Raw genomic sequence first — 26,261 nt, forward strand, 5'->3', positions numbered from 1 at the left:
TATGGGAAAGGAGTTTTTGGTTTCAATATGCTGAATATCAATACGGTATAGGGTCTAAAATTTTTTTGTCAAAAAAGTTGTTGTATTCATTTTTTGTTTATGTTTGACCCATGAATGAGCCCCAATAATGGGACGCATTGCCTATACTTTGAAAGCTTTTTTCATGTTCGGGCTTTTGGGAATAAGGAAGTCTACCCAAAAAGCCGTCTTAGGGATAAGACACCGAATCTTAGGGCTGACTTCCGAAGTACACTCCGTAATCCGTGATTTCTCACGGAAACCTTTCTTTGTGGCCTATACTGTATTTGAATTTCGCATCTGAGAACAAGTTCGCCTCCCATCGAATTACTTTTATTTATAATTTTTAGCAACGCGAAAAGCAAATGAAAACAAAATACATCGACTTGATCGAGCAGACTTATGATTTCCCCCAAGAGGAATTCCAATTGGAGGACAACAAATTACAATTCCATGGGATTGACCTATATGATTTGGTACAGCGCTATGGGGCTCCCTTGAAATTCACCTATTTACCCAAGATTTCCGATAACATACAACGGGCAAAACAATGGTTTGGTGAAGCTATGGAGAAACATGCTTACAAGGGAAAGTATCATTATTGTTATTGTACCAAAAGTTCCCATTTTGAGCATGTGCTTAATGAGGCTCTTAAAAATGATATCCATATAGAGACTTCTTCGGCCTTTGATATTGATATTGTGGAACATTTGAAGAAGAGTGGGAAGATATCCAAGAACACCTATGTACTCTGCAATGGGTTTAAAAGGGATCAATATATCCAGAACATTGCGCGATTGATCAATAACGGACATAAGAACTGTATTCCGGTCATTGATAATTATGAGGAGTTGGAGCTCTTGGGTGAATCCATTGAAGATAATTTTAAGGTGGGTATCCGTATTGCTTCCGAAGAGGAACCAAAATTTGAGTTTTACACCTCTAGATTGGGCATTGGGTACAAGAACATTGTTCCCTTTTACAATCAATCCATAAAAGGCAATCCCAAAGTTGAACTGAAGATGTTGCACTTCTTTATCAATACGGGGATAAGGGATACCGCATATTACTGGAACGAGCTACTGAAATGCTTAAAAGTTTATGTAAGCCTTAAAAAGGTTTGCCCCACGTTGGACAGCCTTAACATTGGCGGCGGATTTCCAATAAAGAATTCTTTGGCTTTTGAATATGACTATGCCTATATGGTGGATGAAATTATTCATCAAATAAAACAAGCGTGCGACGAAGCCGGAGTGGATGTCCCCAATATTTTTACCGAGTTTGGTAGTTTTACCGTTGGTGAAAGTGGAGGAACCATCTATGAAGTGTTGTATCAAAAGCAACAAAATGATAGAGAAAAATGGAACATGATCAACTCTTCGTTCATCACCACCATGCCAGATTCATGGGCCATAAGCAAGCGCTTTATAATGTTGGCCATTAACCGATGGAATGAGGAATATGAGCGAATCTTGTTGGGAGGGCTTACCTGTGATAGCGATGACTATTACAACTCTGAACAGCACATGAACGCCATTTATTTGCCTAAGTACAGAAAGGACAAACCCCTATATATTGGATTTTTCAATACAGGGGCTTACCAAGAGACCATTGGTGGTTTTGGTGGATTGCAGCATTGCCTAATCCCACATCCCAAACACATATTGATCAATAGGGACGGGGAAGGGAATATTGAAACTTCTGTATTTGCGGAACAACAGACAGCGCAGGAGTTCCTGTCCATTTTAGGTTACGGGGCCGTAAAACGACAAGAAGCAGTCATTAACACAAAAAAAGTGCTGGAATCCAGCAAAAACTGAATACGAATAATTAAATAAAATGAATACGAATAAAACGTATGCCGGTATTCCAAAGGAATACGGATCGGCCGAAAAGGCCAAAGTGGTATTGTTACCCGTTCCCTACGATGGTACCAGTACATGGGGAAAAGGTGCTGATAAAGGACCAGAAGCCTTTTTGGATGCTTCAGAGAATATGGAGCTGTACGATATTGAAACGGATAGCGAAGTCTATAAAGTAGGAATTTATCTGTCTGAACCCATTTTGGATTTTGAAACTCCCGATGCCATGGTCAGTGCAGTGCACAAAACCGTCAAGGAGTACATCAAACGAAACAAATTGGTGACTATGTTTGGGGGTGAGCACTCCATATCCATTGGGGCGATCAGGGCTTTTAATGAGTCTTTTGAAGACTTGACCGTTCTGCAAATTGATGCCCATGCCGATTTACGGAAAGAATATATGGGTACCAAGTACAATCATGCCTGTGCCCTTTATGAAGCCAATGAGACCGCAAACCTCATTCAAGTGGGTATACGCAGCATGGATCATGCAGAGACCTTGGTCATGGACAGGGACAAGGTGTTCTTTGCCCATGAAATGGTGACCGATGATTTTTGGATGGACAGTGCTTTGGATTTGATGACAGACAATGTGTACATCACTTTTGATTTGGATGCGTTCGACCCTTCCATTTTACCATCAACAGGAACACCTGAACCAGGTGGATTGTTCTGGTATGAGACCTTGGATTTCTTGAAAAGGGTGTTCGAGGAAAAGAATGTAGTTGGTTTTGATATTGTTGAACTCTGCCCAAACGAGGTAGACCGTTCTTCTGATTTTTTGGCGGCAAAGCTATACTACAAAATGTTGAGTTATAAATTTTTAAAGAAAAACGATTACGTTGAGGAAGGTTTTTCAAAAACTGAGGAAGGTTTTAAAAAATCACCCAATGCAACAGACGATTACGATGAATAACAAAGGAGAAATATCACAATTCATTCAAAAATACTTCCTTCACTTTAATGCTGCCTCTTTGGTTGATGCGGCAAAAGGATACGAAGCACAATTGGATCAAGGTTCCAAAATGTTGGTATCCTTGGCGGGTGCCATGAGTACCGCAGAGTTGGGAAAGATTTTTGCCGAAATCATAAGACAGGATAAAGTTCATATTGTTTCATGTACTGGGGCAAACCTGGAAGAAGACCTCATGAACCTTGTGGCGCATTCCCATTACAAGAGAATCCCAAATTATAGGGATCTTACGCCACAAGAAGAATGGGATCTTTTGGAAAAAGGATTGAACCGGGTAACCGACACCTGTATCCCAGAGGAAGAAGCTTTTAGAAGACTTCAAAAGCACATATTTAAGTTGTGGAAGAAAGCAGAGGAGGAAGGAAAAAGATATTTTCCCCATGAGTATATGTACCAATTGCTGTTATCTGGCGTTTTGGAAGAATACTATGAGATTGACATAAAGGACTCCTGGATGTATGCTGCAGCACAAAAAAACTTGCCCATTGTGGTCCCTGGCTGGGAAGATAGCACTATGGGGAACATTTTTGCCAGCTATGTGATTAAGGGGGAGTTAAAGGCAAGTACAGTGAAATCGGGCATAGAATACATGACCTTTTTGGCTGATTGGTATCAGAAAAATTCAGACAACGGCATAGGCTTTTTCCAAATAGGTGGTGGTATTGCAGGGGATTTCCCTATTTGTGTGGTTCCTATGTTGTATCAGGATTTGGAACAGACCGAAATCCCTTTTTGGAGCTATTTCTGCCAGATCAGTGATTCAACCACAAGCTATGGTTCCTATTCAGGAGCTGTGCCCAATGAAAAAATCACCTGGGGTAAATTGGACATTGATACTCCAAAGTATATTATAGAATCGGATGCTACTATTGTGGCGCCATTGATTTTTGCCTACCTTTTAAATATGTAATGATGAAAAACAGGCAAACCTTAGGATTGAAACGGGTAATAGTGGATTATAAAAAGCTTAATCGACATGTACTCGACCTTTTGGTAGAAAAATATCCAGATGGGTATGATGATAGGGATATTGTCACCTACCGAAATGCAGATAATGAAATTGTGGAATGCATCGAGGTCAGAACCGAGGATACCGCTTATTTGGTTAAAGTGAGCAAGCGTTTGGTGATGGCCATGGAAGACCACGAAGAATCTGATAACGACAGCGATGAAGAAACATCCCTGGACACGGATGGGTTGGAGACCTCTGAAGAAGAGTGACCATCCAACAAAAAGGTCCAAACAATTAGTACAGACCATTAATTTTTTTAGAGTATGAAAACAATCTTTTTCATGTTCTTGTCCTTAACGGCCTTAATGGGAAAACCTACCATTCAAGATTCTGTGGTAGAGGCAACCTATAACGGTTACGTGGACGAAATGTATGAGTTCACCGATGCGGACGGATCTACTTACGGATTTGCAGAGATTGAAGCCTCTGCTGCCCAAAAGTATGATTTGGATTCAACCGATTTAGTGGGGAAATTATTTAGGGTTACCTACAAAATGGATACTGCAGTCGATGAAGAAGACGAAGAATATGACATTTATGTCATAGTGGATTTAAAAGTATTGGAATAATCAGATAAGGGCAGATACCCTCTGCCCTTATATTTTATGCCCAGATATGAAAAAAGTGGTCAAATCAAGGTTGGTAGCCATCAACAAGGATAAGGTTTTAGTATTGAAAAAGGTGGAAAAACCATTGCGATACACCTTGCCAGGAGGGGTGAAGAAAAAAAAGGAGACTGAAGAGGAGACCCTGATAAGGGAAGTAGGAGAGGAGATTAAGTTGAAATTGACTTCAGGGCAGGTTAAATTCTATCTTTCCCATATCAAAAAAAGAAAAGAAGAAACGGTCATTAAAAACTATTTCTTGATCCAATTGGAACCCACATCCATCAAAGTGAAGGAAAAGCACAAGTTTGCGGCAGCTCATTGGATGGATTGGAAGGAAGTACTGCCGTTCATGGATAAATCGGACAGATTGGCCGTTCGATCTTATTTTAAAAGTTTTAATAGAAAAGTAAAGAAAAAGAAAAATAATGGACATCAAGTTTCATCTCGCCTTGCCATGTAAGAACATAGCCGAGACCAAAGCCTTTTACCAAGAAGTGGTACAGGCCAATTTGGGAAGACAGACTGAAAAATGGTTGGATGTTGACCTTTTTGGCCATCAATTGACCTTTACCGAATCAGGAAGCTTTAATTTTGATTTTAAGAACTATCGGTTGGATGATTATGTATTGCCATCGTTTCATTTTGGCGTCATTGTTCCTGTGGATGTTTGGGGAGAACTGTATTCAAGGCTTTTCCAAATGGACTTGGAGATTACCACAGAGGCCACCTTTATGCAGAATAGGACAGGAGAACACCTTTCCTTTTTTGTACAAGATCCCAATGGTTACATGGTAGAGTTCAAAAGCTTCAAGAATCCCGAGGAGATTTTTTCAATATAAATGAAAACAAGGGCCATAGCCCAGCACTTGGCTGGAAGTATAGACATTTCTGGGTGTAGACAGGCATTTAACGGAGAATTGGTATTTGGTGATCGCGATGAACTTTTCTATTCCAATAACGAGGGCTATCTGTACATATTTAAATATGGCATAGTGGCTTTTCTTGGATATGATGACACGGCGATAACCCAAGTTTTGGAAGAATTGCGACCTTTCTGTCTGGAATGGCGAAAACCCGAATTGACGGAAGAAATAGAAGTGGAGCTTGTGGCTGGGCAAGTACAGCCCAAAGTAGGGAACAATACGGTTACTCTGCCCGAATCCAACATCGAGGCCATGCGTCTTACCTTACTACATCTGTCGCAATCCGTGGCACTGGATTATTTCTCCGGACTTTCTGAACAGATCATGAAAGAGACCCGTGAACATACCACCCATTTGGAGTACTTTGGAAAACTGGATTTGGGAGGTAAGAAACTAAAAAGACATATCGGAAGGGTGTTGAACATCAACAACCAAATATCTGAAAATTTATACATATTTGATTCCCATGAGGTTACTTGGGAAGACGAGGCTTTGGACCGATTGGACAAGAGTCTAAAACAAACCTTCGATTTAAAGGAAAGATACAGAACCATAAAGGAACAAGGGTATATTATAAAAGAAAATTTAAGTTTGTTCAAGGACATAATGGATCATAGGGAAAGTAGTAGACTGGAATGGATTATCATTATTTTGATTCTGGTTGAGGTAATGGACCTTTTCATTATGCGATTGATCAGTTAACCATATACAATTTTGGACGAAACAAGGATATTGGGCAGCGAGGAATGGTGCCGATTGGAAGACATGGGGATACCGGCCATAAAGGCAAGGGTGGATTCTGGCGCGAAGACGTCATCCATTCAGGCCAATAAGGTCAAAATTTTTACAAAAGGATTGGAGGATTGGGTGCGATTTGAAGTAAACCCCTTACAGGACAATCGCAGTATATCAATTTTATGCCAAGCTAAATTGTACGATGTACGTAGTGTAAAAAGTTCCCAGGGAATTTCGGAGGAGAGACCCGTAATAAAAACCCCGGTAACCATTGGGGAGCATACATTTGAGATAGAACTCACGCTGGCAAATAGGGATACCATGGAGTATCGAATGCTTTTGGGGCGTGAGGCCATCAATGAACGTTATCTGGTTGATCCTTCAAAAAGTTTTGGGCAGGGCAATGTCTCCCAAGAAGAAATTTCCAGAAAATATAAGCCCTACATGACTGAAAAATCAGGGCTCACCCTTGGTCTTCTGGCCAGTAATCCGGAATTGTACAGCAATAAAAGAATTGTTGAAGCAGGTGAGCTTCGTGGTCATAAGGTGGTTTTTCTGAACGTGGAGAACGTTTATATGAAATTGGATGCAGGATCTCCCGAAATCAGATATAGAGGTGGAAATATCTTGGACAAATTTGATGCGGTGATACCACGGATCAAACCTTCGGTAACTTTTTATGGTTGTGCCCTTCTGCGGCAATTTGATACGCTTGGTGTATACTGTCTCAATTCTGCAGATGCCATAAGCAAGTCCAGGGACAAACTATTTGCATCACAATTGTTTTCCAAGAACGATATCCATATTCCCATTACAGGTTTTGCCAAATCTCCCATGGATACAAAAGATCTTATCCGCATGGTCAATGGGTCCCCACTGATCATTAAATTGTTGGAGAGTACTCAGGGAAAAGGTGTAGTGTTGGCTGAAACCAATAAGGCCGCAGAAAGTGTTATCAATGCTTTTAAGAGTGTACAGACCAATATTTTGGTTCAGGAGTTTATCAAGGAAGCCAATGGACAGGACATCCGCTGTTTTGTGGTAAATGGTAAAGTAGTGGCCTCCATGCAGCGCCAGGCCCAAAAAGGAGAGTTCAGGGCCAACATTCATCAAGGAGGTGCTGCATCCTTGATTAAAATAACCCCTGAAGAGCGTAAATTGGCCATTAAGTCTGCTAAAGTACTCAACTTGGATGTGGCAGGAGTGGATATTATCCGGTCCAATAGGGGACCATTGCTCTTGGAGGTAAACTCCTCCCCAGGATTGGAAGGTATTGAAAATGCTACGGGCATGGACATTGCCAACGTAATGATCGAGACCATCGAAAAAAAACTAAAATACTCCCACTAGCCTTTAAAGATTGAAAACAAGTTTTTTGTAGGAAATTTCCTTTTAGAACTTTGTTTCACACCCTTTTTTTTAAATATGAATTCAAATGGGCCATTCGTGAACGCAAATGGCCCATTGGTTAATTCCCCTTCATTAAAAAAAATAATACGACCTAAGTTTACCCCATCAAAAATAACCTCCCAATAGGATGGGGTATTTGTAGGGTACTTATAGTGTTCTTTACCTAGTTCTAGTTCTTAAGAGGTTTCCGTTACGCCAGGGGGTTTTTGAGGTTGAGCCCCTTGGTTGTAACGGTTTTTATGAAACTGGGCAGATTTGCCATTCATGGATTTAATCTACTTATTGCAAAGAGAGCCGCTCCCAACGGCTCTCTTTTATTTTGGTTCCCAATGGAAAGATTTTGGCCTTTTCTATAAATGTTCACATCTTTTTAATAAAACCGCAGGGGATAACCAATTACCGCTTTGTAAGTTTCTGTACAAAAAACCTACTTTTGTAACATACAATTTAGAGGAAGATTTTTGTTATGTCAGAACAACTGGAAAGAGTAAAAACATTGATTATTGGGTCTGGACCTGCGGGCTATACCGCTGCAATATATGCTGCTAGAGCCGATTTAAGACCTGTACTGTACACTGGAATGGAGCCTGGAGGTCAATTGACCACTACTACCGAGGTAGATAATTTTCCCGGATATCCCGAAGGGATAGACGGCCCCACTATGATGGTGCAGTTACAACAACAGGCAGAACGTTTTGGAACCGATGTAAGAATCGGGATGATAACTGCCGTGGATTTAAGCGATGAAGTAGGTGGAATACATAAAGCCACGGTGGATGACTCCAAAATTGTGGAAGCCGAAACTATCATTATTTCTACCGGAGCAACGGCAAAATATCTGAACATTCCAAGTGAACAACGCCTAAGAGGTGGAGGAGTGTCTGCTTGTGCCGTTTGTGATGGATTCTTTTATAAAGGCCAAGAAGTAGCCATAGTGGGTGGTGGTGACACTGCCGCTGAGGAAGCTTCATACCTTGCCAATATCTGTAAAAAGGTGACCATGCTTGTCCGAAAGGATGAAATGAGAGCCTCCAAAGCCATGCAGCATAGGGTAAACAGTTTGGAGAACATCGAAATACGATACAATACAGAAGTAGATGAAGTAATAGGTGATCAAGTGGTGGAAGGCCTAAGAATGGTAAATAATCAAACAGGGGAAAAAGAGGAAATCGCCATTACAGGACTTTTTATTGCTATAGGACATAAACCAAACACTGACATTTTTAAAGAACAGTTGGAAATGGACGAAACAGGGTATCTTATTACGCAAGCCAAATCTACCAAGACCAGCAGACCCGGTGTTTTTGCTAGTGGAGATGCCCAAGACAAGATTTACAGACAAGCCATTACGGCTGCAGGAACTGGATGTATGGCCGCTTTGGATGCCGAGCGTTATCTGGCAATGGTTGAAAGCAAGGAGACCGTGACACCATAAAGGGTTAGGAAATATACGCTATGAGAACAAAAAAAGGCACTGGAATTCCAGTGCCTTTTTGGTGCGTTACGTGTTGAGTCAATCAATTCGAACGTAATTTTCAGAAAAAGTTCTGTTTCCTTCTTCATCAAAACTAATTTGGCTATACGTACGTTCTGTGATGTCCAGTTCAAATCGGAAAACCCGAAGGGTATCCAGCGCACTCATCATGGATGAAGAGGCATATTCCAGTGTTTCAATCAAGGAATCCGGCGTCACCTTATATTGGCCATATCCAAACCACTCAACCGAATCTTGTGGCACATAGCGTGTCCACATGACCTTACCGTTATAGTACATCTTTACTTGCCGGTATCCGTCCGCTTTAGGCACGGTATCCGAAATGTTTACACCATCATCATAGCTATAAAAGCTTTGTAGTTCCCAAGTTCCCTCAATGGAATGCATTGTTTCAGGTTTTGGAGGTGCGTACCATGCTGTGGAAATAAAAATGAACACCAAAAAAACCAATCCAAGTATTTTTTTCATGACAGGTGTGTTTATGTTATCAATTGTTAATCCTTAATAAGATACGATAAAAACTAATGAATCCGTAAAAAAGGAATTAAAAAATTAACAGGTTGTTGATCCAAGTATTTTAATGATCTTTTGTGGAAGAAAATGAAAATCAAAAAAATATTGTGGTTTCCTATTTTTTTTGAATATTGTGCACTCTCCTTGTCATTTTTTTACAAATACAACATTTTTAACGGCAATTGTTTGATTATTGAATTTTTTTATCAATATTCATCAAAAAATAACATAAAACTAAAGAATGAAGAACGTTTATCTCATTTTGATGGGTTTGTTTATGGGGCTTACGACCTATGGACAGACCATTACAGGAACGGTGACTGATTCATCGGGTCAACCCTTACCAGGTGTCACCATTGTTGTTCAAGGAACAACAAATGGTACCACAACAGATTTTGATGGAAATTTTTCCATTGTCGCTTCTAGCGGACAAGTACTACAGTTTTCGTATTTGGGCATGCAGACCAAAGATGTAACCGTAGGTTCGCAAACCAGACTCAATGTGGTCATGGAGGAAGATTCAACACAATTGGATGAAGTGGTGGTCACCGCTTTTGGTGTTGAACAAAAGCAAAAATCCTTAGGATATTCAGTTACCAAAGTAAGTGCCGAGGATGTTAATCTTGTGGGGCAAGCCAACCCTATAGAAACCTTACAGGGTAGAATTGCGGGTGTACAGATCAACCGAACCTCGGGTAGTTCCGGTGGTGGTGTTGATATTTTGATTCGGGGGGTTACTTCCATTGACCCTTCACGGGGGAACCAACCTTTGATCATTGTTGATGGTCTTGCCCTTAACAATGACACCTTTGCCGGTGAGGTTAGGCCAAGTGCAGGTTCCAACTCTCCCAATAGTTCAGAGCAATTTGCTTTTTCCAATAGGGCAGGAGACCTAAACCCGGAGGATATTGAAAGCTTTAACGTATTAAAGGGAGCGGCGGCAACCGCACTTTATGGGGTAAGGGCTTCCAATGGAGCTATCATTATCACCACAAAAAAAGGAAAACTAGGCAAGCCTAAGATCAATTTGACAGCCTCTACTTCGTTCAGAAATGTTAGAACCACACCACCTTTACAAACTACGTACAGGGAAGGTTTTAGTGGTGCACCAAGAACATTGTACGACCCAGATTCTGAAACAGGCTTCAACAGGGTTCAAAATTCCACATCTTTTTATTCATGGGGTCCTGAATATTCGTTGGATTCGTACGACTTGGGGGATGGAAACATCGTTGATTTGTCCAACGACCGGTTTTACAGCCCTTATGACATCTTTAGAACAGGTTTTAACACCCAACTTAACTTAAACCTTAGTGGGGCAGGAGAGCGAATAAATTATTACTTCTCGGTTGGAAACAACAGCGAACAGGGTGTGCTGCCCAATACAGACTATAAAAAGACCAATTTTAGGCTTAAGGCAGGCTATAAGGTAACGGATAATTTTAATATTGATGGTTCTGTTGCGTTTTCCAGCTCTGGAGGAAAAAGAGCCAATGGAGGTGATAAATCCGTGATGAGCGCCCTATCTTACTATTCTGGGACCTTTCCTATAAATGATTACATGAACCCAGATGGAAGTGAACGTGATTATTCCTTTGGAATAATTGATAACCCAAGATATCTTATGGAAACCAGTAATCTTGAGGACGATGTAAGCCGATGGATCGGTAACACTACCTTGACGTGGTCTCCTAAAGACTGGGTCACCTTTACCTATGCGGCACAGATTGACAACTATTCCGATGCACGAAACAGATATGTGGGACCAGATTTGGATGGAGGTTCTCAAGTAGGTGGATTTATCTTGGAACAGAACATTAATTTCACCGGATTGGAATCCAATTTCTTGGCAGCTTTCAATAAATCTTGGTCAGATGATTTTACAACAGACTTGACTTTGGGGCATCAATTGTCAGATTCAAAACGCTCCTATCTTGAGGCTAGGGGAGAAGGATTGAACATTCCCGGATTGAACGAAATAGGCAATACCACCAACTTTTTTATAAATAAAAGCATTGTTCAGGAACGCGTTATGGGGGTTTTTGGGGAGCTTAAGTTGGGATACAAGGATAAACTATTCCTGTCCTTGACAGGAAGAAATGACTGGATTTCTACTTTACCTGTTGATAACCGATCGTTCTTTTATCCATCGGCAAGTTTGGCATATGACATCTCTGACCTGTTTGGTGATACCAATGTGTTTAGTTTTGGTAAACTAAGGGCATCATGGGCTGAAGTAGGAAAAGGCCCAGGATTTGGCCAAGCAGGACAATATTTTGTGGTTGATGGCGACTTTCCTTTTGCAGGCGTAGGGGGTTACAGAAGAAGTACTCAAAGAGGCTTCGAAATTGTACCGGAGAAGAATCAATCGACCGAGTTTGGAGCGGACCTAAGGTTTATGGATAATCGTATCAGGTTGGATTACGCCTATTACAACTCCCGTGTCAAGGATCAAATATTTGGTGTGGGCGTGGCCAATTCTTCAGGGTATTCACAAATTTTCAGAAATGCAGGAGATTACAAGGTATTTGGACATGAACTTTTGATCAGTGCAGATATCATCAGAAACCAAGATCTTCGATGGGAACTTATCCTGAACTGGTCTACCAGCGAAGGAGAGGTGTTGGAAATACCTGACGATGTTGAATCCATCATCTTTGCCGATTCCGGTTTTGCAGGGGTCACTTCAGAAGTAAGGGAAGGAGACAAGATGGGTAATCTCTATGGATACAAATGGGTATATGAAAATGGAGAACGATATATAGACGCCAATGGCTATCCCGTAATCAATACAGATGAAAGGGTCATTGTGGGGAATGCGTTCCCAGATTTTATTTCTTCCATTGGTAGTAACCTAAAATGGAAAGGAATTGGTTTTAATGTCTTGTTGGAATACAAGAAAGGAGGAGACCTGTATGATGCCGGCCTAAGAAACTCCATTAGGAATGGTAATCCATTGAGCACACTTCAACGTGATGTCAATGTAGTTTTGGATGGTGTCATGGATGACGGAAATGGAGGGTTTGTACCGAATACCACCGAGGCCTTGATAGATGCCAACTACTACAGAAACTCCAATGCATACAACCGAGCTTCCGAAGTGTTGGTACAAGATGCCAGTTGGGTAAAACTGAGAAACGTGTCCTTGTCCTATGATATTCAAAGCAACCTTATCAAGAGTTTGAACATAGAAAAGGTAAGTGTTTCGGCAAGTGTAAATAACGTTTTACTCTGGACGCCTTTTGATGGATATGACCCAGAAGGGAATCAATACAGCGCAGGCAGCAATGTATACGGCTTCACAGGGTTAAATATTCCGTTGAGTGAGAGCTATTCATTTGGTTTAAATATTGCATTTTAAAAAATGACTATGAAAAAAATAAGAATAAGTATAGAAAAGGTTTTTCTACTGTGCTCCCTCATGTTTGTGGTGGGATGTAGTGAAGATTATTTTGATGTGAACACCCCTTCCAACACAGCTACGGAGGAGGAATTGCGAATGCAGGACCTAATGGCTCCAGTAATGCACAGTACCATGGAGGGACAAAGATCTGCCGAACTTTCTTTTGGCAACTATGTGCAATATTTTGTGAACACGGGAGGAGGTGCCGCAGGGCAAACTTCTGCTTCGGGACTTTGGGAGCAGGTGTATCTTTATATTTTGCCCAATTTGCAAGTTATCAAAGCTAAGGCCGAAGAAAATGGCTCAACCCATATTGATGCCATAGCAGACATCCTTACTGCGATAAACATTGGTATCGCAACCGATACTTGGGACAATATTCCATATTCGGAAGCAGGACAAGGTCCAGAAAACAATTTCCCAACGTTTGATACCCAAGAAGAAATCTATACAGAGATCTTCGCATTGTTGGATGCTGCCATTGCTAAATTGGAGACTACGGACAACTCTGTTTTTAGCTTAGGCTCCTCTGATTTAATTTATGGTGGGGATACCGATAAATGGCTTAGGGCAGCCTATTCGCTCAAAGCAAGGTATCAATTGCATTTGGTGAACAAAGGAATTGTTTCGGCCAATGATGTGTTGGCGACCGTTGAAAATGGGTTTACCTCCAATGACGATAATTTTGCCATGTACTATGATGATAGAAATATAAATCCATGGTATTCTGAAGAGATCTTGGCCCGAAATACCGGTAACCTTAGCAAGGATATCGCCAGCCAATTGGTAAGCTCCATGAACGGGGAATATTTTCCTTTTCAAGGCGGAATAGTAGAAATAGACCCCAGACTTCCTTTGTTTGCTGAAAACAACGACGAGGCAGAGTATAAAGGCTATGTAAGTGGTGGTGGCGGAATTGCACCGGATGGTACGGATGCCAATACAGGTTTTAGGACTGATGGGTTTTATACCAGTGTGGACTCACCATTGATTTTGATCAGCTACGCTGAAGTTTTGTTCATAAAAGCTGAAGCTGCTTTCTTGGCCAATGGGGGTAACGAGACCAGTGTTGGTTCCAGTGCAACAGCCTATACCGCTTATTTGGACGGTATTGCTGCCAGCATGGGAATGTATGATGTGGATGGCACTGATTATATGGCTGATGGAGCAATTGCTGTTGGAGAAGCAGGTTTGATGTTGAACCACATAATGAAGGAAAAATACATCCATAACTTCTTGAATCCTGAAACTTTTGTGGATTATCGCAGGTACGACTTTTCAGATGATGTTTTCACGGGATTACAGATTAGAAGTGAAGAAGAAAGCGCGGACACAGAATTTCCCGGTCAATGGTTCAGGAGGGCAAATTATCCGGCCAGTGAACTTACCAGAAATGAAGCCAATGTTCTGGCCAACCAGCAAGATCCTGTAGATCCTGTTTGGTGGGATGAATAGACAACTATCTAGTTTCTAATAAAAAAAAGGCCATCCGATCAGATGGCCTTTTACTTTTATAGACTTTAACGGATAACTCAGAAAATGTCCTGCTCCGTTACGTAAAGAATTCCCTCGTCCTTTTGGTTTAAAATGCGCTTACTTCTTAGGTATCTGTTGTGGTTGAACTCATCGTAATTTTCCGCATCCTTGTCCATGCTGCTGATATGTACATCGCCAGCCGAATGTATAAATTCATTGTTTCCGAGCCACATACCCACGTGGGTCGCTTTTTCTTGGGTGGTATCGGTGGCCTTTCTTCCAAAAAAGAGTAAATCTCCTGGAACCAATTTTTCAAAATCACCGGTTTCATCAACCAAAACTCCTTCGTGTATCTGTTGGGAAGCATCACGCGGTAAAATCATCCCGTTCATAAAAAACACGGTTTTGGTGAAACCACTACAATCCACACCTTTGGCCGAAGTTCCTCCCCATAAGTAGGGTATCCCCAGCATTCTCTTGGAAGTTGCTACCAAAGCTTCTTTGGTAAAGGGAAGTTGTGATTTCCATTCGTTGTATGGTACCCCTTCAGATTTGGCAATAAATGCTTTTTTTCCATCTGGGTACATCACTTCAAAAAAATCGCCCTGTTCAGAGACCAATTGTAAAATGTTCCCAAAAACCAAATCCGATACCACTTGGGCATTCTGGGTTTTACCCGAATAAGAGTTGCCAAAGGTTTGCGTATAGATCAGTTTCTCCGAATTTTTCCAAGCCTTGGATTGTTCATGGTCCATGAGGGCCACTCCTCCGCCATCTACCCAACCCAAATATTGGTCTGGCGTTTGTATACGGTACCAGCTCCCTTGTTTTTGAAAAACTTTTACAGGTGTTCCCATGGTAGCTTGCGTAACCATTTCCGCAGCATGTGAAGCTTTACCCCTTAAATTGGCCACCGAAACTCTGATGACCCCCTGTATATGGCCTTCAAGGGTTTTTGAGGGAAGGACTTCAATACTGTCCACATAGGTGATTTGTTGCGATTTAAGTTCCTCTTTTAGAGATTCCAAGGCTTTTGGTAGATTGGTCTCACCTTTTATAACATATCCGATACTTGTTGATTTGGCCTCAATATCAAAAATAGCCACCCGTTTATCAGGAACGTGTGCGTTGGTTACGGAGGAAATAATGGACTCGATGGCTGTGTTATCTGCAGGGGCATCTGTTTTGCAGGATAGGATTAAGGTTGAAACAAGTAATAAAAGGAAAAACCCTCTATTGTGATAAAAGAAATAGTTCATGATCTTTATTTAATTATTTAGTTTGACCCATTGATGGACGGGGAATAATTGGCAAAACATACCTACGGTTTAAAACTGTTCAAGCAGGTTATAAGTTTTTGTACATCTTCCTTGCTATGGTAGGCACTCAAGACAATTCTACTGATTATAGGTCCATTTTCATCAGGATAATTGAAATTCGTGAAAATAAAACCATGGTCCTTTAAAAATTGAGCCAGCGATGGGTTACAGAACTCAAAAGTTGGGTGGCCGGCCAAATGGCTGAACGGTGTTGAAAAAGTATAGCTGTCCTCAAACATTTTTAAATGCTCCATCACTATATTCCTTCGCTCATTATATATGGTCCTTGCTTCCATAAGCGTGCCCATAAATGCTGGGGAGGTTGGACTGGCTGCTCCAAAAAAAGCAGTATTCCCAAACATTTCAATGGTGCTTTTGGCACCAAATATGGCTCCCGATTGGATTCCCAAACCTTTTCCCAAAGAACAACAGACGATAAGCTGCAAGGGGTTTAATTGCTTCAACCTGGCATAGCAGCCATTTCCTTCATTTCCCACAAGACCTATACCGTGAGAATCATCTCCCACCAAAATAACTTTGTCCAATGGAAGTCCTTGCAGTGTTTCAAAATTCGGGAATTGTCCTCCTGAAAAATCAATGGTATCAAAAAGAATGACAGGGGCAGGACCAAGCCGTTGTTCCAGACTTTTGGAAACCTGATCCTGCAAATCTTCAACACTATTGGTCATAATAATTTTATCGGTCAAAAGTGCCGTATGGGCGTTTGACGCAGCAATAACCGAGTGCCCCTGTTGTAATAGGGTCTGTACCACCAATTGGGCAGCCAAATATCCCGACGATAGAGTTATGCAGTCCTCACTACCTACCCAATTCCCTAAAAAATCCTCGGCCTTACGGTATACTTCCAACCTTACATTGGATTTTCGGGATGCTCCATAATGTAGACCATACTGTTGCACGTTCTTTAAAAATAGCTCAATAAAAGGCGGATGGGACTGCAGCCCCAAATACGAAGTGCCACCAAAATAGAGATATTCTTTATCGTCAACAACTATAGTCCGGTCGGGTATACGATCAAGTGGTAGGGCCATTACAACAATTGTATTCCGCTACCGGGTAGCTCGGGGAAAATGAGTTTGCCATCCTCCAGAATTTGTACGCCTTGAGCAATGTCTTCTTTTAATAGTAGAGGGCCATCCATATCCACATAATCCAGTTGCGGAAGCAGTTGTGCTATGGCCGATATTCCCACTGTGGACTCTGTCATACAACCAACCATTACTTTTAAACCCAGTTCTTTGGCTTTTTGGATCATGCGTCGGGCGGGGGTCAGGCCACCACATTTTGTCAATTTTATGTTGATGCCATCAAAGTAGCCACCACAATTTTCAACATCGCTTTCCACAATACAACTTTCATCGGCAATGACAGGAAGAACACATTCCTTTTTTACTTTTTCCATGCCTTCCCAATCATCTGCCTTTAGCGGTTGTTCCAAAAACTCTACCCCCAAATCTTTTAAGAGGGGAGCATTTTTCAAAGTTTCTTCGGCGGTCCATGCGCAATTGGCATCGATTCGGAAAATACTATCGGTGTGTTGGCGCAGTTCCCTCACAATGGCAACATCATCCGAAGTGCCCAACTTTATTTTGTAGACAGGCCATGGTTTTTCCTGTAGTTTTTCAACCATTTTGGGAATGGTGTCAATGCCAATGGTGTAGTTGGTGATAGGATAGTATGACGTATTGGTGCCCCAAATTTCATATAAAGGTTTTCCTTGTAATTTTCCATACAGATCATTGGCCGCCAAGTCCATGGCACATAGGGTGAAGTTTTGCAGCCCTAGGCTTTTTAGAAATGTATGGAAGTTCTCGGGTGTATCAAAATCGTAGGTTTCTATGTTGTTTTGAACCGCTTCAATTTCAGCCTTCATGCTTTCCACTGTAATCTTGTAATAGGGGTTGGAAGTGGCTTCACCATATCCTGTTTTCCCATTGAGCGTAAGACAGATGATCATGGTGTCTTGGGTCACATGGGTTTCTCTTGATATCCCAAAAGGGTGTTGCAATTGCAACACATATTTCTTGATTTCAATATGCATTTATACAAAAGTTTTAGACCTGCTAAGATAACCACATAAGATGTTTTAAAAGCAAAAACCCGCTGAAGTTTCAGCGGGTTTTCCAGATTTTGGATGGTTTGGTCAGGTTAGTATTTGTGTACACTCCCTGAGACCGATTTTTTTGTCTGTACACTGGCCTCACCCGTGTACGATATATCTGCACCGCTACTGGCATCTGCAACCAATGATTCGGTTACGTTTACCGAAATGTCGGAGCCACTACTGGCATCTGCATTGCATCTCTTGGTGATCAGTTCCTTGGCTTTAATGTCTGCGCCACTACTGGCATTTGCATAAAGTACATCTGATTTTCCAGAAATTTGAATATCTGCACCGCTGCTGGCTTCGGCAGAGACTTCTTCGGCAACAAGCTCTACTTGCAGGTCGGACCCACTACTGGCTTCCAACTCGATTTTTTTGCTTTCAACGACATTTTGAACAATCAGGTCTGCACCGCTGGAACTTTCCAAAGCCGTAATTTCAGGAAGGGACACATATATTTTTTTAGTGGCCCTGCCAATGTTTTCAATGGTATGTATTTTCAATCTACCATCTCTAACGTCTGTAGCGATCAGGTCAATGATATTTTCATCCGCTTCTACAGAGATTTTAAAATCTCTATCCTGGGTAACATATACATCCAAACCTTCTGATGCCGAGATCATGGTAAAGTCTTCAGATACGTTTCGGGTCTCTTCCACCACTTGGCCGTTTCCTTTTTTACCGCTTCCAAAGTTGATATCCATCATACATGAGGATGCAAATAAGGAAAAAAGTGCTGCGATTGCTAATCTTGCTAGTGTAGTCATGGTTGTTGTTTTTTGCCCCAGTTCAGGGACTGTTCGTGATTTGATTGATGATTGTACTTATTTATTTCAGTGTAAAACTCGTATTTGCTTTCCATTTTGGGTAGGAAAGCTTACCCAACTGTTAAAAAGAATTGCTCAATTGTTATTTTTCTCACCGGCCTTCACTTTAATGCCATCCTCATCAATTTTCATTTCAAAGGAATCGTGCTTATCCTTAATGTCGATGTTCACCCCATCTTCATTAATGATGATTTTGCCCCCCTCTTCATTTTCATCAGGGTTTTCTTCATCATCATCTTCTGGACAATCTTGGCACTTGAGCTCCCCATCGCTGCCCATGACCCAAGTATACCCCACAATACTGCTTCGGTAATATTCTTTGTCATTTTCTATACCACGTCCAATATGGCCATGGGTAGATTCTCTAAAGAACACGGTTTTGCCTTCCGGAATGTAAATAGTGACCGTAACCTCTTGATTTCTGGCCTTGTTGGAAACATCGGTGGTTAAATGTTCGTCCAAGATTATTTGGTTTCCGATGACTTCATAGCCAAAGTTGACATTTTTGGCCCTGTCCCTGGCTGCCCGTACGGAGCTTCCTTGGGAATCTTTACGGATATTGATTTTCACCTGTTCATCATCTGACCTACGGATTTTAATATCCACCTCGTCAGAAATCAGTATTCTGTTGTCGTCCTGATCATATGTAAAGGTCATACGCCCAAAGTGTACATCTTCCATACCATATTGGTATCCTGTATCTTTCATGCTGATGAATAAAGTGTCCGTGGGATTTTCCATCACCATTACACGATCTTCATGAACACTCCCCACATTGGCAAATTCGGCTGCTTGGCGAACTCCCAAAGCAAACAGGGAGCCTACGGCAATCAACCAAAGCCCTAAAAGTGAGAACTTGGCTATGTTACCGATAGATTTCAGATTGTTCACCAAAATCTTCAGTCCCAAGTAAAGGATAAAGAAGAATGGGATGCCAATAGCAAAGAACAGCAACAAGGAAACTACCCAAACTGGAGCCCCGGTGGTGTTCACGATTTCGTAGAAATCCACTCCAGGAAAGTTTACTGCGTTGAACATGCCTACCGTAAAGAGAGCCACAAATAATCCGATTAAAGTGGATGCACCGATGATGATCAACAAAATACCTATGAACTTGCCAAATACTTTGAACAGGAACATGATAATGTCACCAATAGCATCGAAAAAGGTCTTGGAGCCGCTTTTGACCTTGTTGCCCACTTTCTCGTAGTCAACATTTTTTACCTTGTCGGCAACATCACCAAACCCCTCTTTAACCTTGCGTTCTATATTGCTGATGTTGACAGGCTCTCCCCTCATATCCAATTTTTGCGAGGTTGTGGCAGCTTCGGGCACCAAAATCCAAAGAAGGATGTAGGCTATTAATCCAAAACCGGTGAATACTGCCAAAAGGATAAAGATCAACCGAATCCATAGCGCATCAAAGCCTAAATAGTGTTCCAGACCGGCACAGACACCACCAATGTATTTTTCATCGATGTCCCTATATAGTTTTTTGGAACGGGTGGTGGTACGCTCGTAAGTCTTTTTGGGTTCATCCTCAAAAATATCCTCGTCCACCATATAGTCTTCGGGTTGCCCCATGACATTGATCACCTCATCCACTTGTTTTTGGGTAATGACCTGTCTTTCATTTTCCATTTTCTCCAAAAAGAGCTCGGCAATCCGCGCTTCAATATCGGCTATGATCTCATCGCTTCCGGGAGTTCCGGCAAACGACCGTTTTATGGACTCGAGATACCGTCCTAGCTTGTTATACGCATCATCATCTATGTGGAAGAGCGTATTGGCCAAATTTATATTTACTGTCTTGTTCATTTTAGATTCTTATTTAGTGTTGGTTACCAAATTCACTGCGCTTCTTAGTTCGTCCCAAGTACCGTTGAGTTCTTTGAGGAACAAACGGCCCGTTTCTGTTAGGGCGTAATATTTCCGTGGAGGTCCCGATGTGGATTCTTCCCAACGATAGTTGAGCAGCCCCGCATTTTTCAACCTTGTCAACAAAGGGTAAATGGTCCCTTCCACTACCAGCATCTTGGCGTCTTTCAAGGCCTCTAGAATTTCCGATGCATACTTGTCATCATCCCTCAGGATGGACAGGATACAGTATTCCAGAACCCCCTTGCGCATCTGTGCTTTTGTGTTTTCTATGTTCATAACTTCATGGTTCTATTAAATTAACTGTTCGCTTTTGTTTCCACTCCAGCCCCCTGTGATGAGCAGGGGAGTGGAAACGGTTTTTGATTGATGATTGATTGATGAATTGTTCGTTTTTTGATTGATGATTAAACTCCCTTTTTTATTTAGATTTTTCTCGCTTCGTCCACAACGGTATCGTTTTCCAAGATGACCATTTTTAAAACTTCATGGCCATTGCTCCGGATAAATTTAAACTTGGTGCCCCGCTCCTTCAGGAAAAAAATGTTTTCGTCCTCTGGATACAGGTTCGCTTCAAATCCGTTTGATTGTAAGAGCAAGTGATCGGAATCCTTGGTTATGGTCACCTTGCCGGCATGGGGCGATTCATAATCTCCCACATAGCTGTTCAAAATTCCTTCCGAAAGAACAATTCCCTCTTTGGATGCTGTTTGGGCATGATGATCATAGCTCAATTCCCTTCTTACCTGCCATTGTCCGTCTTTCAGCAGCCAAACATGGGTAAACTTGGCGATATCCCCTTTTTGATATTCTTTTTGATCATTCAAAAACTCAAAGGAATGCACTCCATGCTGAATGGCCCCATAAAGTTCCCCGTCCTTGTAGAGCGGATATACTTCCAAACTTCCGTCCACCAAGATTCGTTTGGAATTTTGTGGCTCGGCTGGATTCTGCCTCGCGCAATTCTCACGGACGGATTTTAAGAATGCCTCCCTGCGATCGGTAAAACCGCCTCTGTCATGGTAGAACTCAAAATCTTCGGTGAACAAGGATTCCAAGGTAGCCACATCACATCGATTGAAGGCGGCATCGAAGAGAATACTGTCCTTGGATTTTAAGGTCTTGTATAACTCAGTATCCTTGGCGACTTGCCCTTTAAGGCTAAGTGATAGGACCATGATGCCCATTCCCAATATGTATTTTGCCTTTTGCATTACTTGATGAATTTTATAGTGAAAGGATACTTAAAATATTCCCCTTCATTGGTTCTGATAGTGGCCAAGATGGAATACACGATGTTCACCAAAGCCAATCCCACTTGGATTACTCCACTGATACCTGCAGGCCAAAACAACCGTCCAAGCCTAAAGTTGTCACTGTCTATATGGATATTCAGGTTGTTGAGGTCACTCAATCTATGGACGCCCAAAAAGTCCCAATCGAACAAATCGGGCAAAGCACCAATAAAAAAGGGAATGCTGATCAAGCCGGCCACGATGGAGTAGAGGAGCATGCTCATTTGAAAGTTGAGCGCCTGCTTGCCGTTGTAGTCCACAAATTCATGCTCTTTCTTATTGGCGGTCCACAAGATCAAAGGAAGTATAAAGTTCCCAAAGGGAATAAAGTACTTTGAAAAGGTGGATGCGTGTATGATCGCAGATAAATTTCGTTCGTGTTTGGTTAATGTTGCAGCCATTTTTGATTGATGATTTTTGATATACAAATTGGTTTACCTATTAGCTTACGATGCAAATATATATCCAAAAGATGGTACTATGCAAAACAAAGTACTATAAATTAACATTTTTTTAACAATGTAAAATCATTTCAAATTTGATTATTTTTAGACTTCCTAAATTAATGGTATGGCACTGAAACCCAGTAAAATCAACACATTTACCTTCTTTAAGCTCCCCTCTGCATGGTGGACGGGAATTCGATTGACATATATAGATGAGCAGAAGGCAATGACCACTGTAAAACATCGGTGGATCAATCAAAATCCATTTAAATCCATGTTTTGGGCCGTGCAAGGTATGGCGGCAGAGCTTAGCACTGGGGCCTTGGTCATGAACGAAATCCAAAAAAGTGGTGAAAAAATCTCCATGCTTGTGGCCAATAACAAGGCCGTTTTTACCAAAAAGGCCACGGGACGCATCACTTTTACGTGCGAGGAGGGTCATTTGATTGCCGATGCCATCCAAAAAACGATAGCTACTGGAGAGGGGCAGACCTGTTGGATGAAATCGGTGGGCGTGAATGCTGATGGGGTGGAAGTCTCCACCTTTCACTTTGAGTGGACGGTGAAGTTGAAAAGTTGAGTTCTTTTTGTAACAAATTGTTTAGGTCTTCAACATATAGTTAGAAATTAAAACAATAGAAAATGAACGCACACGAAATAGACTATCACATTTACGGGGAAGAAATGCAATATGTAGAGATTGAACTCGACCCCCAAGAAGCTGTTGTGGCCGAGGCCGGCAGTTTTATGATGATGGATTCCGATATTAAAATGGAGACCATTTTTGGAGATGGTTCCAACCAAGACTCTGGAGTTTTGGGCAAATTGTTCTCCGCAGGAAAACGTTTGCTCACCGGGGAAAGCCTTTTTATGACAGCTTTCCTGAACGTTGGGCAAGGTAAAAAACAGGTAAGCTTTGCTTCTCCTTACCCTGGCAAAATCGTGCCTATTGATCTTTCCGAAAAAGGAGGAAAATTTATCTGTCAAAAAGATGCATTTCTATGTGCGGCAAAAGGAGTTTCCGTAGGTATTGAGTTTTCGAAACGTCTGGGTAGAGGACTTTTTGGAGGAGAAGGTTTTATCATGCAAAAATTGGAAGGTGATGGAATGGCCTTCGTGCACGCAGGAGGTACCATGGCCAAAAAAGTCTTGGGTCCGGGTGAGATTTTAAGGGTAGATACCGGTTGTATTGTTGGTTTTTCACAAACGGTGGATTATAATATTGAGTTTGTGGGCGGAATAAAGAATACCGTTTTTGGTGGTGAGGGACTGTTCTTTGCTACCTTACAAGGTCCAGGAACAGTATATATTCAATCATTGCCTTTTAGCAGATTGGCCAGTAGGGTATGGGCCGCTGCTCCCAAAGGAGGTGGGAAGGATAAAGGGGAAGGAAGCCTATTGGGCGGTCTGGGGGATTTGCTGGACGGGGACAATAGGTTTTAATTTTTAGGAGTTTGGGCTCAAGGCTCAGTGATTAAATTATATGTCATTTCGAGCGTAGTCGAGAAATCTTTTTTTAGATGTCTAATGTCTAATGTCTAATGTCCGAATAACGGTTAAGCGTATTTTTCCTATGTTCGTAGCATGAACTTTACAGACCTGTTCCACTTTCTGGAAGAACTCCAACAAAACAACAACAAAGAATGGATGGATGCCAATCGGAAATGGTACAAATCCCTCCGGAGTGATTTTGTCGTTTGGTTGGATGATATGGATTTGACCATGGCCCAACTGCATTCCGATTATTATCCCACTCCAGGGAAAAAGGGCATCAACCGAATCAACAATAATCTCATGTTCCATCCCAACAAGCCCGTGTACAAGGACCATTTTGGCGCAGGACTTGACAAAGCACCCCATTCTGCTGATTTTTACATCGAAATTGGATTAAAACACTGCATGTTGGCTGGAGGGTTTTGGCGACCCGACCCCAAGACACTTCGCAGTATTCGTGATGGGATAGATTACAATGGAGAGGAGCTACAGGCCCTACTGGACAAACCTTCTTTCAAAAAACTGTTTGGTGGTCTGTATGAAGATGAAAAACTGACCAATGCCCCAAAAGGGTTTTCCAATGACCATCCTCACATCCAATTATTGCGAAACAAGACGTTTGCGGTTGTTCATGAGTTGAGAAGAGAAGAGGTCTATCAAGAAAACTTTAAAGGGAAAATTGTGGAAGTATATAAGGAAATGCTCCCGTTTCGGCAGTACTTGAATAAAACGGTAACTGTTTAATCCAGTTGGTCCGAAGCTTTAATCAATCTGGCCGAAAGGTCAGGCAGGTCCATGTTTTCATCATAAGGGAACATGGGACGGATGATTCTTTTATGTCCCAAACGTTCCAAATCTTGATCCACACCGCCAGGTGTCAAGGCCATGATCCAATCACCCCGCATATTGTACAGCTCGGGAACCAAATACCCAATTTTGACGACTACAATATCCGTTTCCCTTGGATTTAATCCCAATTCTGTAAAGTCAGATTCATTATGATAGGGTTTTCTTTTTTTGGTTACAATTACGTTGGCATTGCCCACTTTTACCACCACCTCGGTTTCGGCATGGACATCACCTTGTTTAATATTCATGACTTCTCCATTCAGAAGTAAAGGAGGAGCATACCGATTATCGATTTGCGCACCGACCGATGCACTCACGGTTCCGCCTACGCCTACTTTTATGGCCTCCTCAATCAGTTCCGGTCCGGGAATGGAAGCGTAAATAAGGGTTTTTCCATTTTCTTTGTGGAACTCTTCTCTTTGTAACAATTCGGTCAAGGTCCAGCTAACATCCCCGGCACCACCTGCTGTGGGATTGTCTCCCATATCACTGATCATAAAGGGTTTTTTATCACTGGCTAGGGCAAGTTCCAAAGCTTCTTCATAAGGTTTGGTGGGGGCCACAAATTCAAACTCTTTTCGTACTTCCCAAAAACTCTGGGCCAATTGTTCGGCGCCCGTACTTACTTTTTGCTTATCGTCACCAGTCACCATTACCACAGCATGGTTTCTGGGTTCATCGGCCCACGCATACCCGATCCAAATAGCAGCATCAATGACACCATCTTGATTGGCAACCCCGGGCACTTTGGCATAGAGACTTTTTCCAGGTTCAACACGGGTACTTGTTTTTTCTCCAGGCAGCAAAATGGGTACGGGAATCCATGCTTTGTATTTTGGTTTTCCTTTACCGTTTTCGAGGCGTGAAACTAAGTTTTCCACAGCACGCTTTTTGGATTCCATAGCATCTTCATGGGGAGCCATACGATAACAGGTGATTAAATCAGTATGTTGGGCCAAACGTTTGGAGACATTTCCGTGCAAATCCATGGATGTGGATATGAGTACATCCGCACCCACAACCGCACGTATACGTTGGATGAGGTCACCTTCTGGATCATCCATCCCCACAACACTCATAGCACCGTGGATATCAAAAAACAATCCATCATAAGGTTTGTTCTCCTCCAACATTTTGAGTGTTTTTGTCACCAAAGATTCATAAGCTTCCCGTGTTACCGTACCTCCGGGCAAAGATTTACCCACTAAAGTGGGAATCCATTCTGCCCGTGCGCGGTTTAGGGAATCTGTGTTCAAGAATGGGTAGCGATCAAAGATGGAGTCCCCAATTTTGGCATGAAAAGCTTCCTCATGGGTCAAAGCAGGAGAAAAGGTACTGGATTCAATTCCCAATCCGGCAATGGCAATTCGGGGGAGTTTTTTGTCATTTTCCCTTCCTTTTTTCGGATTCCCATTACAACTGAGCAATAGAAAAAGAGAAAGGTAAAAAAAGGAAGCTGTTAGGCGCATGGGATAAATGAATTTAGGTTGAAGGTTCTATACATTCCAAAGATATTAATATAATGTTATCCCTTTGGGAAATGTAATAACACAGCATAGGCTTTTATAGATAAAGTGTATTTTTATTGCTTAATCCTTTC

The 26,261-nt window shown here is 41.8% G+C and carries 25 protein-coding genes; 15 read left to right on the forward strand and 10 right to left on the reverse strand.

What is annotated here, in order from left to right; all coding sequences use genetic code 11:
• Positions 1-383 precede the first annotated feature (383 nt).
• The 10 genes from EZV76_RS08195 (at position 384) to trxB (ending at position 8,976) form a co-directional block, all read left to right on the forward strand.
• Positions 384-1,838 carry an arginine decarboxylase gene (locus EZV76_RS08195; RefSeq protein ID WP_136566057.1) on the forward strand — a complete coding sequence of 485 codons (1,455 nt, stop codon included), beginning with the start codon at positions 384-386 and terminating at the stop codon, positions 1,836-1,838.
• Positions 1,839-1,857: 19 nt separating this feature from the next.
• Complete coding sequence (gene speB, locus EZV76_RS08200) at positions 1,858-2,796, forward strand: agmatinase (RefSeq protein WP_136566058.1); 939 nt, start codon at positions 1,858-1,860, stop codon at positions 2,794-2,796.
• On the forward strand, positions 2,789-3,763 hold the full coding sequence (locus EZV76_RS08205) for a deoxyhypusine synthase family protein (RefSeq protein ID WP_136566059.1): 975 nt from the start codon (positions 2,789-2,791) through the stop codon (positions 3,761-3,763). Before speB ends, EZV76_RS08205 begins: the two co-directional genes overlap by 8 nt.
• A 26-nt stretch (positions 3,764-3,789) precedes the next feature.
• A complete protein-coding gene (locus tag EZV76_RS08210) occupies positions 3,790-4,074 on the forward strand; it encodes a hypothetical protein (protein ID WP_136566310.1) in 285 nt (94 codons plus the stop codon).
• A gap of 54 nt (positions 4,075-4,128) precedes the next feature.
• Positions 4,129-4,434 carry a hypothetical protein gene (locus EZV76_RS08215; RefSeq protein WP_136566060.1) on the forward strand — a complete coding sequence of 102 codons (306 nt, stop codon included), beginning with the start codon at positions 4,129-4,131 and terminating at the stop codon, positions 4,432-4,434.
• A 46-nt stretch (positions 4,435-4,480) separates the two neighbouring features.
• Positions 4,481-4,933 carry an NUDIX hydrolase gene (locus tag EZV76_RS08220; protein ID WP_136566061.1) on the forward strand — a complete coding sequence of 151 codons (453 nt, stop codon included), beginning with the start codon at positions 4,481-4,483 and terminating at the stop codon, positions 4,931-4,933.
• On the forward strand, positions 4,899-5,312 hold the full coding sequence (locus EZV76_RS08225; protein WP_136566062.1) for a VOC family protein: 414 nt from the start codon (positions 4,899-4,901) through the stop codon (positions 5,310-5,312). Before EZV76_RS08220 ends, EZV76_RS08225 begins: the two co-directional genes overlap by 35 nt.
• Complete coding sequence (locus EZV76_RS08230) at positions 5,313-6,098, forward strand: RMD1 family protein (RefSeq protein ID WP_136566063.1); 786 nt, start codon at positions 5,313-5,315, stop codon at positions 6,096-6,098.
• Positions 6,099-6,107: 9 nt separating this feature from the next.
• A complete protein-coding gene (gene rimK, locus EZV76_RS08235) occupies positions 6,108-7,481 on the forward strand; it encodes a 30S ribosomal protein S6--L-glutamate ligase (protein ID WP_136566064.1) in 1,374 nt (457 codons plus the stop codon).
• Positions 7,482-8,007: 526 nt separating this feature from the next.
• On the forward strand, positions 8,008-8,976 hold the full coding sequence (gene trxB, locus EZV76_RS08240) for a thioredoxin-disulfide reductase (RefSeq protein ID WP_136566065.1): 969 nt from the start codon (positions 8,008-8,010) through the stop codon (positions 8,974-8,976).
• A 78-nt stretch (positions 8,977-9,054) separates the two neighbouring features.
• Here trxB and EZV76_RS08245 read toward each other — a convergent pair whose 3' ends face one another.
• Positions 9,055-9,504, reverse strand: coding sequence for a hypothetical protein (locus EZV76_RS08245; RefSeq protein WP_136566066.1), 450 nt, complete (start codon positions 9,502-9,504; stop codon positions 9,055-9,057).
• 286 nt (positions 9,505-9,790) lie between these two features.
• Between EZV76_RS08245 and EZV76_RS08250 the strand changes: the two genes are divergently transcribed.
• Positions 9,791-12,910: a SusC/RagA family TonB-linked outer membrane protein gene (locus EZV76_RS08250; RefSeq protein WP_136566067.1), complete on the forward strand. Its 3,120-nt coding sequence runs from the start codon at positions 9,791-9,793 to the stop codon at positions 12,908-12,910.
• Positions 12,911-12,919: 9 nt separating this feature from the next.
• Positions 12,920-14,407 (forward strand): SusD/RagB family nutrient-binding outer membrane lipoprotein, encoded by a 1,488-nt coding sequence (locus EZV76_RS08255; RefSeq protein ID WP_136566068.1) that lies wholly within the window; start codon positions 12,920-12,922, stop codon positions 14,405-14,407.
• A gap of 77 nt (positions 14,408-14,484) precedes the next feature.
• Here EZV76_RS08255 and EZV76_RS08260 read toward each other — a convergent pair whose 3' ends face one another.
• The 8 genes from EZV76_RS08260 to EZV76_RS08295 form a co-directional block, all read right to left on the reverse strand.
• Positions 14,485-15,687: a C40 family peptidase gene (locus EZV76_RS08260; RefSeq protein ID WP_136566069.1), complete on the reverse strand. Its 1,203-nt coding sequence runs from the start codon at positions 15,685-15,687 to the stop codon at positions 14,485-14,487.
• A gap of 62 nt (positions 15,688-15,749) precedes the next feature.
• Positions 15,750-16,799, reverse strand: coding sequence for a pyridoxal phosphate-dependent aminotransferase family protein (locus tag EZV76_RS08265; protein ID WP_136566070.1), 1,050 nt, complete (start codon positions 16,797-16,799; stop codon positions 15,750-15,752).
• A complete protein-coding gene (locus tag EZV76_RS08270) occupies positions 16,799-17,809 on the reverse strand; it encodes a dipeptide epimerase (protein ID WP_136566071.1) in 1,011 nt (336 codons plus the stop codon). The genes EZV76_RS08265 and EZV76_RS08270 overlap by 1 nt, the downstream gene beginning before the upstream one ends.
• 107 nt (positions 17,810-17,916) lie before the next feature.
• Positions 17,917-18,639 (reverse strand): head GIN domain-containing protein, encoded by a 723-nt coding sequence (locus EZV76_RS08275; protein ID WP_136566072.1) that lies wholly within the window; start codon positions 18,637-18,639, stop codon positions 17,917-17,919.
• A gap of 135 nt (positions 18,640-18,774) precedes the next feature.
• A complete protein-coding gene (locus EZV76_RS08280; protein WP_136566073.1) occupies positions 18,775-20,517 on the reverse strand; it encodes a PspC domain-containing protein in 1,743 nt (580 codons plus the stop codon).
• A 9-nt stretch (positions 20,518-20,526) separates the two neighbouring features.
• On the reverse strand, positions 20,527-20,856 hold the full coding sequence (locus EZV76_RS08285) for a PadR family transcriptional regulator (RefSeq protein ID WP_136566074.1): 330 nt from the start codon (positions 20,854-20,856) through the stop codon (positions 20,527-20,529).
• A gap of 146 nt (positions 20,857-21,002) precedes the next feature.
• Positions 21,003-21,791 (reverse strand): nuclear transport factor 2 family protein, encoded by a 789-nt coding sequence (locus EZV76_RS08290; protein ID WP_136566075.1) that lies wholly within the window; start codon positions 21,789-21,791, stop codon positions 21,003-21,005.
• Positions 21,791-22,273, reverse strand: coding sequence for a DUF4870 domain-containing protein (locus EZV76_RS08295; RefSeq protein ID WP_136566076.1), 483 nt, complete (start codon positions 22,271-22,273; stop codon positions 21,791-21,793). Before EZV76_RS08295 ends, EZV76_RS08290 begins: the two co-directional genes overlap by 1 nt.
• A gap of 169 nt (positions 22,274-22,442) precedes the next feature.
• On the opposite strand from EZV76_RS08295, the gene EZV76_RS08300 reads away from it, so the two are divergent.
• From EZV76_RS08300 to EZV76_RS08310, 3 genes are all read left to right on the forward strand, one after another.
• The gene (locus EZV76_RS08300) at positions 22,443-22,898 is read left to right on the forward strand and encodes a DUF4442 domain-containing protein (protein WP_136566077.1); all 456 of its coding nucleotides are present in this window, start codon (positions 22,443-22,445) and stop codon (positions 22,896-22,898) included.
• 62 nt (positions 22,899-22,960) lie between these two features.
• Positions 22,961-23,761: a TIGR00266 family protein gene (locus EZV76_RS08305; protein ID WP_136566078.1), complete on the forward strand. Its 801-nt coding sequence runs from the start codon at positions 22,961-22,963 to the stop codon at positions 23,759-23,761.
• A gap of 141 nt (positions 23,762-23,902) precedes the next feature.
• Entirely contained in the window at positions 23,903-24,556 is a 654-nt protein-coding gene (locus EZV76_RS08310; RefSeq protein ID WP_136566079.1) for a DUF2461 domain-containing protein, read from the forward strand.
• Here EZV76_RS08310 and EZV76_RS08315 read toward each other — a convergent pair.
• Positions 24,553-26,130, reverse strand: coding sequence for a M81 family metallopeptidase (locus tag EZV76_RS08315; RefSeq protein WP_136566080.1), 1,578 nt, complete (start codon positions 26,128-26,130; stop codon positions 24,553-24,555). The genes EZV76_RS08310 and EZV76_RS08315 overlap by 4 nt on opposite strands.
• Positions 26,131-26,261: the final 131 nt, after the last annotated feature.

The sequence above is a fragment of the Flagellimonas alvinocaridis genome (assembly GCF_004916895.1).
GTDB lineage: Bacteria > Bacteroidota > Bacteroidia > Flavobacteriales > Flavobacteriaceae > Flagellimonas > Flagellimonas alvinocaridis.

Excerpts from the sequence above, each read along its gene's own strand:
- EZV76_RS08195 (WP_136566057.1), top strand. The coding sequence starts at position 384 with ATGAAAACAAAATACATCGACTTGATCGAGCAGACTTATGATTTCCCC.
- speB (WP_136566058.1), top strand. The coding sequence starts at position 1,858 with ATGAATACGAATAAAACGTATGCCGGTATTCCAAAGGAATACGGATCG.
- EZV76_RS08205 (WP_136566059.1), top strand. The coding sequence starts at position 2,789 with ATGAATAACAAAGGAGAAATATCACAATTCATTCAAAAATACTTCCTT.
- EZV76_RS08215 (WP_136566060.1), top strand. The coding sequence starts at position 4,129 with ATGAAAACAATCTTTTTCATGTTCTTGTCCTTAACGGCCTTAATGGGA.
- EZV76_RS08220 (WP_136566061.1), top strand. The coding sequence starts at position 4,481 with ATGAAAAAAGTGGTCAAATCAAGGTTGGTAGCCATCAACAAGGATAAG.
- EZV76_RS08225 (WP_136566062.1), top strand. The coding sequence starts at position 4,899 with ATGGACATCAAGTTTCATCTCGCCTTGCCATGTAAGAACATAGCCGAG.
- EZV76_RS08230 (WP_136566063.1), top strand. The coding sequence starts at position 5,313 with ATGAAAACAAGGGCCATAGCCCAGCACTTGGCTGGAAGTATAGACATT.
- trxB (WP_136566065.1), top strand. The coding sequence starts at position 8,008 with ATGTCAGAACAACTGGAAAGAGTAAAAACATTGATTATTGGGTCTGGA.
- EZV76_RS08245 (WP_136566066.1), bottom strand. The coding sequence starts at position 9,504 with ATGAAAAAAATACTTGGATTGGTTTTTTTGGTGTTCATTTTTATTTCC.
- EZV76_RS08250 (WP_136566067.1), top strand. The coding sequence starts at position 9,791 with ATGAAGAACGTTTATCTCATTTTGATGGGTTTGTTTATGGGGCTTACG.
- EZV76_RS08255 (WP_136566068.1), top strand. The coding sequence starts at position 12,920 with ATGAAAAAAATAAGAATAAGTATAGAAAAGGTTTTTCTACTGTGCTCC.
- EZV76_RS08260 (WP_136566069.1), bottom strand. The coding sequence starts at position 15,687 with ATGAACTATTTCTTTTATCACAATAGAGGGTTTTTCCTTTTATTACTT.
- EZV76_RS08265 (WP_136566070.1), bottom strand. The coding sequence starts at position 16,799 with ATGGCCCTACCACTTGATCGTATACCCGACCGGACTATAGTTGTTGAC.
- EZV76_RS08270 (WP_136566071.1), bottom strand. The coding sequence starts at position 17,809 with ATGCATATTGAAATCAAGAAATATGTGTTGCAATTGCAACACCCTTTT.
- EZV76_RS08275 (WP_136566072.1), bottom strand. The coding sequence starts at position 18,639 with ATGACTACACTAGCAAGATTAGCAATCGCAGCACTTTTTTCCTTATTT.
- EZV76_RS08280 (WP_136566073.1), bottom strand. The coding sequence starts at position 20,517 with ATGAACAAGACAGTAAATATAAATTTGGCCAATACGCTCTTCCACATA.
- EZV76_RS08285 (WP_136566074.1), bottom strand. The coding sequence starts at position 20,856 with ATGAACATAGAAAACACAAAAGCACAGATGCGCAAGGGGGTTCTGGAA.
- EZV76_RS08290 (WP_136566075.1), bottom strand. The coding sequence starts at position 21,791 with ATGCAAAAGGCAAAATACATATTGGGAATGGGCATCATGGTCCTATCA.
- EZV76_RS08295 (WP_136566076.1), bottom strand. The coding sequence starts at position 22,273 with ATGGCTGCAACATTAACCAAACACGAACGAAATTTATCTGCGATCATA.
- EZV76_RS08300 (WP_136566077.1), top strand. The coding sequence starts at position 22,443 with ATGGCACTGAAACCCAGTAAAATCAACACATTTACCTTCTTTAAGCTC.
- EZV76_RS08305 (WP_136566078.1), top strand. The coding sequence starts at position 22,961 with ATGAACGCACACGAAATAGACTATCACATTTACGGGGAAGAAATGCAA.
- EZV76_RS08310 (WP_136566079.1), top strand. The coding sequence starts at position 23,903 with ATGAACTTTACAGACCTGTTCCACTTTCTGGAAGAACTCCAACAAAAC.
- EZV76_RS08315 (WP_136566080.1), bottom strand. The coding sequence starts at position 26,130 with ATGCGCCTAACAGCTTCCTTTTTTTACCTTTCTCTTTTTCTATTGCTC.